Origin of the sequence: Cryobacterium sp. TMT4-10 (assembly GCF_004403275.1) — a bacterium.
GTDB lineage: Bacteria > Actinomycetota > Actinomycetes > Actinomycetales > Microbacteriaceae > Cryobacterium > Cryobacterium shii.
Window position 1 is genome coordinate 1 of the sequence record NZ_SOGU01000008.1, and the last position, 7,620, is coordinate 7,620.

Annotated in this window: 6 protein-coding genes and 1 pseudogene; 3 read left to right on the forward strand and 4 right to left on the reverse strand. The window is 70.3% G+C overall.

Annotated elements, in window-relative coordinates:
• A partial coding sequence (gene manA, locus E3T42_RS00545; RefSeq protein WP_134402267.1) for a mannose-6-phosphate isomerase, class I occupies nucleotides 1-1,209 on the reverse strand: 1,209 nt, incomplete at its 3' end.
• Between the two features lie 132 nt (nucleotides 1,210-1,341).
• On the opposite strand from manA, the gene E3T42_RS00550 reads away from it, so the two are divergent.
• On the forward strand, nucleotides 1,342-2,520 hold the full coding sequence (locus E3T42_RS00550; protein ID WP_134367587.1) for an acyl-CoA dehydrogenase family protein: 1,179 nt from the start codon (nucleotides 1,342-1,344) through the stop codon (nucleotides 2,518-2,520).
• 149 nt (nucleotides 2,521-2,669) lie between these two features.
• Here E3T42_RS00550 and E3T42_RS00555 read toward each other — a convergent pair whose 3' ends face one another.
• Together E3T42_RS00555 and E3T42_RS00560 are read right to left on the reverse strand one after the other, a co-directional pair.
• Nucleotides 2,670-2,930, reverse strand: coding sequence for a metal-sensitive transcriptional regulator (locus E3T42_RS00555; RefSeq protein ID WP_134367589.1), 261 nt, complete (start codon nucleotides 2,928-2,930; stop codon nucleotides 2,670-2,672).
• Nucleotides 2,931-2,932: 2 nt separating this feature from the next.
• Entirely contained in the window at nucleotides 2,933-4,591 is a 1,659-nt protein-coding gene (locus E3T42_RS00560; RefSeq protein ID WP_134402268.1) for an FAD-dependent oxidoreductase, read from the reverse strand.
• An 81-nt stretch (nucleotides 4,592-4,672) separates the two neighbouring features.
• Between E3T42_RS00560 and E3T42_RS00565 the strand changes: the two genes are divergently transcribed.
• Together E3T42_RS00565 and E3T42_RS00570 are read left to right on the forward strand one after the other, a co-directional pair.
• A complete protein-coding gene (locus E3T42_RS00565) occupies nucleotides 4,673-5,977 on the forward strand; it encodes an O-antigen ligase (protein WP_134402269.1) in 1,305 nt (434 codons plus the stop codon).
• 19 nt (nucleotides 5,978-5,996) lie between these two features.
• Nucleotides 5,997-7,298 (forward strand): O-antigen ligase, encoded by a 1,302-nt coding sequence (locus E3T42_RS00570; protein WP_134367595.1) that lies wholly within the window; start codon nucleotides 5,997-5,999, stop codon nucleotides 7,296-7,298.
• 78 nt (nucleotides 7,299-7,376) lie between these two features.
• Here E3T42_RS00570 and E3T42_RS16560 read toward each other — a convergent pair.
• Nucleotides 7,377-7,620 (reverse strand): annotated as a pseudogene (locus E3T42_RS16560) (glycosyltransferase family 2 protein); the annotation flags it as partial.

Consider the following 7,620-nt stretch of genomic DNA (forward strand, 5'->3'; position numbering starts at 1 on the left):
AGCCGCGCCCGCCGCAGCGCCAGCCGCAGCGCCAGCCGCAGCGCCAGCCACACCGCCCGCCGCACCGCCCGCAGCAGCCCCCGCAGCAAGGGCAGCAGCGCCCGCACCCGCAGCCGGCTCGGCCGCGATGTGGACGAGTTCGAAGTCGTCGACGTCCGGCCGGAACTCGTCCACGCCGGGAGAGGTCGATACCGGCGGCAGATACGGCACCGGCAGGGGGGTGAAGTCGAGCACCTCGAGCAGTTCGTCGACGTCGATGTGCTTGGGGCTGAGCCCGCCGCGGAGCACATTGTCCGACGCCGCCATCAACTCCACGCCGAGACCGGACAGGTAGGCGTGGATGTTGCCGGCCGGCAAATACAGCACCTCGCCGCGCTTGAGCGAGACCCGGTTGGTCAGCAGGGAGATCACGATGCCGGGGTCTCCCGGGTAAGCGCGGGCGAGGTCCCGCACGGTGGCGAACTCGAGCGGGAACTCGATGATGGCGCCGCCCTCGGCCAGGTACGTGGCGCTGTCGGCGAGCAGCACGACGCGTTCGACCAGCCAGGCCACCTCGCCGGAGTCTCCGCCGCGGCCGTCACGCAGCAGCCAGTCGACGCAGTCGCGCAGCGCGTCCGGTCCGAGCAGGTGGCGTTCGAGGGCGTCGAGGGCGCCGGGCTGCGGGTCGTCCGAGGCCACGTCGAGCGCCCGGAGTTCGCCGAGGATGCGCCGGATCTCGGTCAGCTCGCGAAAACCGCAGAGCGCCTCGAAGGTGTCGCTCAGGGCGAAGATCACCTCGGGCTTGTGGAACGGGTCGCGGTAGTTGCGGTCGGCCGCGGTCTGCGGGATACCGGCCGCGTTCTCCAGGGCGAAGCCGCTGCGCGCACGCTCACTGGTCGGGTGCGCCTGCAGCGAGAGGGGACTCTGCGCGGCGAGCACCTTCAGCAGGAACGGCAGCCGCGGCGGAGCCGACCCGGCGGGCGAACCGTTCGCGTGCGCGGCCGCCGCTGCGCCGAGGGCGACCTCGGGGGACGCCGTGATCCAGTCCAGCAGCGTGCGGTGCCCGCCGACCTGGGCCGGGTCGACGATCAGCGAGGGCGACCCGGGATGCGCGCCCAGCCAGAGCTCGGCCTCCGGTTTACCCGACGGAGCGTAGCCGAGCAGTCCGGAGATGGCGGTGGTCGATCCCCAGGCGTAGTCCCGCGGCGAATTGGTGATGCCCACAAACATGGTTGGCTCCTGCACTGTTCGGTTTAGACCAAACTACCAAGGGCTTTCGGCCAGGCCAGGGGCCCACCTAGGCTGGCGAGAATTCGCCGACCGCCGCAAGCGAGGCCGTCGCCCTCTGCAATGGAGCACCAGATGAACTTCGAGCTACTTCCCAGCGACTTCTTCGGCTACGAGAATCTGCTCACCGATCAGGAGAAAACCGCGCTGACCAATCTGCGCGCCTACCTCGAGTCCGACGTGCGGCCGATCGTGAACGGATGCTGGGAGCGCGCCGAATTCCCGGCTGAGGTCATCCGCCCGCTGGCGCAGCTCGGGGCCTACTCGTTCGGCTGGCCCGAGACCCGCCCGTTCGAGAACTCGGCCGTGTTCCGCGGTTTCGTCGCCCTGGAGGTCGCCCGGGTGGACGCATCCGTCGCCACCTTCGTCGGTGTGCAGAACGGGCTGGCCTGCGGCACGATCGCGGCGACGGGATCTCAGGAGCAGCGCGACGAGTGGCTGCCGCGGCTGGCTTCGGGCGAGATCGTCGGCGCCTTCGGCCTGACCGAGCCGTTCTCCGGCTCCGACGCGGCCCAGGGGCTGCGCACCACGGCGACCCGAACCGGCGACACCTGGCTGCTCAACGGGGAGAAGCGCTGGATCGGCAACGCCACCTTCTCCGACATCACCATCATCTGGGCGAAGGACACCGCCGACGGCATGGTGAAGGGCTTCCTCGTGCCCACCGACACGGCCGGGTACTCGGCGACGAAGATCGACGGCAAGATCAGCCTGCGCGCAGTGCAGAACGCGGACATCGTGCTGGAGAACGTGGTCGTGCCCGAGCGCAACCGGCTGCAGAACGCGAACTCGTTCCGGGACACCGCCAAGGTGCTGCGCCTGACCCGGGCCGAGGTGGCCTGGGCCGCCGTCGGCACCTCGATCGGCGCCTACGAGGCCGCGGTCGCCTACGCGAAAGAGCGCGTGCAGTTCGGCAAGGAGATCGGCGGGCACCAGCTCGTGCAGGACCTGCTGGTGAAGTCGCTCGGCAACATCACCGCCAGCCTGGGCATGGTGGTGCGGGTGTCGCAGATGCTCGACGAGGGCAGCCAGCGCGACGAGCACGCCGCCCTGGCGAAGCTGTACACGACGGCACGGATGCGCGAAACGGTCGCCTGGTGCCGCGAACTCTTCGGCGGGAACGGCATCGTCCTCGACTATGACGTGGCCCGCTTCTTCGCCGACGCCGAGGCCGTGTACTCGTACGAGGGCACCAGGGAGATGAACACGCTGATCGTCGGGCGCAGCATCACCGGCCAGGCGGCCTTCGTCTAGCAGAGCGGGAGGGCGGGAGCCCGCACGCCCCTCTCCCGCCCGAGCCGCTCTCCCGCCCGCGCCCTGAACGAATTCGACGGAGATTTTGCCGAAATCGGACCCTAACGGCCCGAAATTGGACTTTTACAGAAGAATCTCCGTCGAATTGGTTAGGAGAGGGTGAGGAAGAGCTTCTCCAGCTCGTCGACCGTGAGGGAGTTCTGCCCATCCGGGTTGTCGAGGCATTCCCGCATCGCCGTCGACACGATCACGAACCCGGCCCGGTCGAGCGCGCTCGATACGGCGGCGAGCTGGGTGACGACGTCCTTGCAGCTGCCGCCGGCCTCGACCGCGGTGATGACCGCCCCGAGCTGGCCCTGGGCCCGGCGCAGCCGGTTGACGATCTTCTTCTGGTTCTGGTCGGGTTCCATGATCAGGCCTTTCGGGCGAAGGTGGCGGGGGTGAGGGTGGAGACGCCGGCCGTCCAGGTGCGGTAGCCGCCGTCGAGGTTCAGCACGTCCCGGCCGTTCTGGCTGAGGATGCGGGCCGCGGTGTGTCCGCGCTGCCCCACCTGGCAGTGCACGACCAGGGTTCCGGCGGGCAGTTCGCCGAGGCGCTCGCGCAGCTCGTCCAGGGGCACGTTGACGGCGCCCGGGATGCTGCCGGCGGCGAATTCGCCGGCCGTACGCACGTCCACCAGGGTGGCGCCGGCCGCCTGGGCGGCCTCCAGCTCGTGCCACTGCAGATTGCGGGTCGTTCCGGCGGCGAGGTTCGCGGCGACGTAGCCGAGCTGGTTGATCGGGTCCTTCGCCGAGCCGTACTGCGGCGCGTAGGCGAGTTCGAGGCGGGTCAGGGCGGATGCCGTCAGCCCGCCCGTCATCGCCGTCGCCAGGATGTCGATGCGCTTGTCGACGCCGCTGCCGCCGATGATCTGGGCGCCCAGGATGGCATCCGACTCCGGGTCCACCAGGAGCTTCATCGACATGGTCTCGGCACCCGGGTAATAGGTGGCGTGCGAGGCCGGGTGGGTGTGCACGACCCGGTGCGCGCGGCCCTGGGCGACGAGGCGTTTCTCGCTCCAGCCGACCATGGCCGCCGTGAGGCCGAAGACGCCGACGATGGCGGTGCCGAGGGCCGGCGACGCCGGCTCCGGCGTTCCGGCGATGCTGTCGGCGGTCGCCCGGCCGTGCCGGTTCGCGAGCCCGGCCATGGTGATCAGGGTGCCCTGGCCGCTGATGGCGTCGATCTTCTCGACCCCGTCGCCGACGGCCCAGATCGAGGGGTCGTTCGTCTGCTGGGTGTCGTCGACCTCGATTCCGCCGCTGGCGCCGATGGTGAGCCCGGCCCGGGAGGCGAGGGAGGTGTCGGGGACGACACCGACGGAGTCGATCACGAGGTCGGCGGGCACGATGGTGCCGTCGCTGAGCTCGACTCCCCCGTTCGCGGCGGCCACGACCGTGCTGTGCAGCCGCACGTCGACGCCGCGGGCGCGCAGCTCGTCGAGCACCGGCGCGGCCATTTCGACGTCGAGGGGGCCGAAGACCTGGGCGCCGAACTCCACCAGGGTCACGGCGACTCCGCGGTGCACGAGGTTCTCGACGGCCTCGAGGCCGATGAAGCCCGCACCGATCACCACGGCGGATGCCGGGCCGGTGATGTCGCGGAGCAGGGCGTCGATGTGGTCGACGTCGTCGACCGTGCGCAGGGTGCGTGTGGCGAGCCCGGCCGGGGTGATCCCCGTGCGGGCGGTCGCGCCGGCCGCGAGGATGAGCCGGTCGTAGGCCTCCACGGTTTCGACGCCGGTCTGGGTGTGGCGCACGGAGACGGTCTTCGCGTCGCGGTCGATGCCGGTCACCTCGTGGTCGACGCGCACGTCCAGGTTGAACCGGGCGGCCAGCGAGGCGGGGGTCTGGAGCAGCAGGTTCTGGCGGTCCTGGATCACGCCGCCGACGTAATACGGCAAACCGCAGTTCGCGAATGACACATAGTGCCCGCGTTCGAATACAATGATTTCAACCGTCTCGTCCAGCCGCCGCAATCGCGTAGCCGCCGACATACCGCCTGCAACTCCGCCAACAATGAGTGTTTTCACAAGTGCCTCCGGGATAAGCATACCCCCCGGGGTATTAAAAGTGACGAAAAGTGACCCCGCCTCGCCACTACCCTTAGTGTCATGCCCTCTGTCCAGAGCCGTTTCGTCGTTCGCACCTTCGCGACCCTCGTGTTCTTCTCCGTTCTGGCCGGGCAATTCTGGCGCAGCCTGCTCGGCTGGTGGGGCTACGGCGCGATCGTTCTGATCATCGGCGCCGGCATCCTCATCGGCCTCGTCCGCCTGAAGCCGGACTGGATGTGGCCCCGGTTCCCGAAGTCGCTGATCGCGTTTCTCGGGCTGGCCACCCTGTCGCTGGTCTGGACGAACTACCTGGGCGCGTCCCTGATCGGCATCACACTGCAGTGGGTGACCACCTTCGCCGCACTCTTCCTCGCCCTCTGCCTGACCTGGACCGAACTTCTGCGCACCCTCGGCGCGGCCCTGCGCTGGGCGCTCGGGCTGTCCCTGGTCTTCGAGGTGACCGTCGGGCTCTTCGTGCGGCAGCCCGTGCTCCCGTTCTGGGTCGACTACGGCACCGACACTGTGCCGCAGGCCTTCTACTGGTCACGCGGGCTCCTCTTCCACGGCGGGCCGATCGAGGGCATCGTCGCCAACCGCAACCTGCTCGGCTTCCTGGCCCTCCTCGCCGTGATCGTCTTCGCCCTGCAGCTGGCGGCCGGAACCGTGCGCCGCGGCTGGGGCGTGGCCTGGCTGTCCCTCGCCGTGCTGATCCTGGTGCTGACCCGGTCCGCGACCGTCAGCTTCGCCGCCGTCGTCGTGGCCGTGGTGCTCGGCCTCGCGCTCTTGGCCCGTCGCCGCGGCCCGGACCGGAGAGGCGTCGTCTACCTGACGGCCGCGGCATCCGTCGTCGCCGTGTCCGCGGCGTTGGCCGCCCTCGCCCCCCGGATCCTGCCGCTGCTGGGCAAGAGCGCGGACCTCACCGGCCGCCTGGACATCTGGCGGAGCGTGATCGACCTGGCCGGTCAGCGCCCGGTGCAGGGCTGGGGCTGGGTGAGCTACTGGGCGCCGTGGGCCGAGCCGTTCAAGGGTCTCGCGGTGCGCCGGGGCGTCGTCTACCTGCAGGCCCACAACGCCTGGCTCGACGTCTGGCTGCAACTGGGTATCCTCGGCCTGATCATCTTCATCGCCCTGGTGCTGTCGACGCTGTGGCGGTCCTGGCTCCTCGCCGTCGACCGGCCGCGCCGCACCGTTGCCGACACTGCGCCGTACACGGTCTCCTCGCTGCTGCCGCTGCTGCTGCTGACCGCTCTCCTCGCGCAGAGCGTCGCCGAGAGCCGGATGCTGATCGAGTCCGGCTGGGTTCTTCTGGTGGTGCTCGCCGTGACGACCAAGAGAGCCCAGTCATCCGTTCAGACGCTGCCGTGAGCGGTAGCGTGGAACAGCCATGACCTACCGCGCGAACCGACCCGCCGCTCCGGCCCCGTTCACGCGCCTGTTCGCGTCACCGAAGTTCGCGGCCGCACTGACCGTGCTCATCCTCGGCTTCGCGTTCGGCACCCACGCCGTGCGCAGCCTGATCGGCTGGCCCGGCCTGCTGGGCGTGCTGGTCGGTCTGGTGGCACTGGCGGCGTTCTCGCTCAGCGCCCGCTGGGCCAGCATCGACTGGCACGGGCTGCTGCCGATCTCGATCATGGTCTTCGTGGGCTGGTGCGCCCTGTCGTTGCTCTGGACGGGCTACCCGTTCGAGACCCTCAGCGCCGTGCTCTACCAGCTGGCCTTCACGTTCCTGGCCGTCTACATCGCCCTGGCCCGCGACACCATCCAGATCGTGCGCGCCACCGGGGACGTGCTGCGCTTTCTGCTCGTGGCGTCCCTGGCGCTGGAGGTGCTGTCCGGGCTCCTGCTCGACCTGCCCATCGCCTTCCTCGGCATCCAGGGCAATATCGCCACCCTGGGGCCGGTGCAGGGCCTCTTCGGCTCCCGCAACCTGTTCGGGCTCGTCTCGCTGATCGCCGGGGTCACCTTCGTGGTCGAGCTGCGGTCCCGGTCGGTCCCCCGGTCAATCGGCGTCGGCTCGATCGCCCTCGCCGGCTTCGCCCTGCTGCTCACCCGCTCCCCCGTCATGCTGGTCGTCGCGCTCTTCGTGGGGGTCGCGGCGCTGGCCCTGTACTGGCTGCGCCACACGCCGGCCGAGGGCCGGTGGATCCTGCAGATCGGGCTGCTCATCACCTCCGCGGTCGCCGGCATCGCGGGGTTCATCGCCCGGGCGCGCATCACCGAACTGCTGAACGCGGGCAGCGAATTCGAGGTGCGGTCGACGCTGTGGAGCGAAATGTGGCGTCTGGGCCGGCTGCATCCGTTGGAGGGATGGGGCTGGGCCGGGCTCTGGCCGGCCCAGGTGACCCCGTACGGCTGGCTGGACTTCGTGACCGGGCGGGAGCACACCTCCGGGCTGAACGCCTTCCTCGACGTCTACTTCCAGGTCGGGCTGGTCGGCCTGCTCGCCTTCCTCGCCCTGGTCGGGCTCGCGTTCTGGCGGTCCTGGCTGCTCGCCTCGGACAAGCGCCCGGTGGTCTACGTGTGGTCGCCGCTGATCCTGGTGCTGCTACTGGTCACCTCGGCGGCGGAGAGCACCGTGCTGGTCGAGTTCGGCTGGCTGCTCCTGCTGATCTGCGCGGTCAAGGCCGCGCAGGGCAAGAGCTGGCGCAGCCTGCTGCAGCCCAGCCCGCACCGCTACCACGAGTAGCGGGCCGCGCGCCCGGAAAACGGCAGCCGAGACCGCGACCGCCGCCGCAGCAGCCGCAGCCGCAGCGGCAGCGGCAGCTCAGACCGGCTGGGCCAGGTCGCGCAGCACGTCCTGCAGGCCGAGCCCGAACCGGACGTAGTCGCCGGCGCGCCAGCCCGCGAGCACGGGCGCCAGCCGGGCCGGACGCAGGGCCGGGAGGGTGCTGCGCCGGCGTTCGTGCGCCAGCTTGGCGTCGATCAGGGCGAGTGTGGCGGCCGACGGCGCCGGCTGCAGCAGCGCGGCCCGCTCCTGCAGGGCCTGGGCGCGGGCCAGCAGGCGGGCG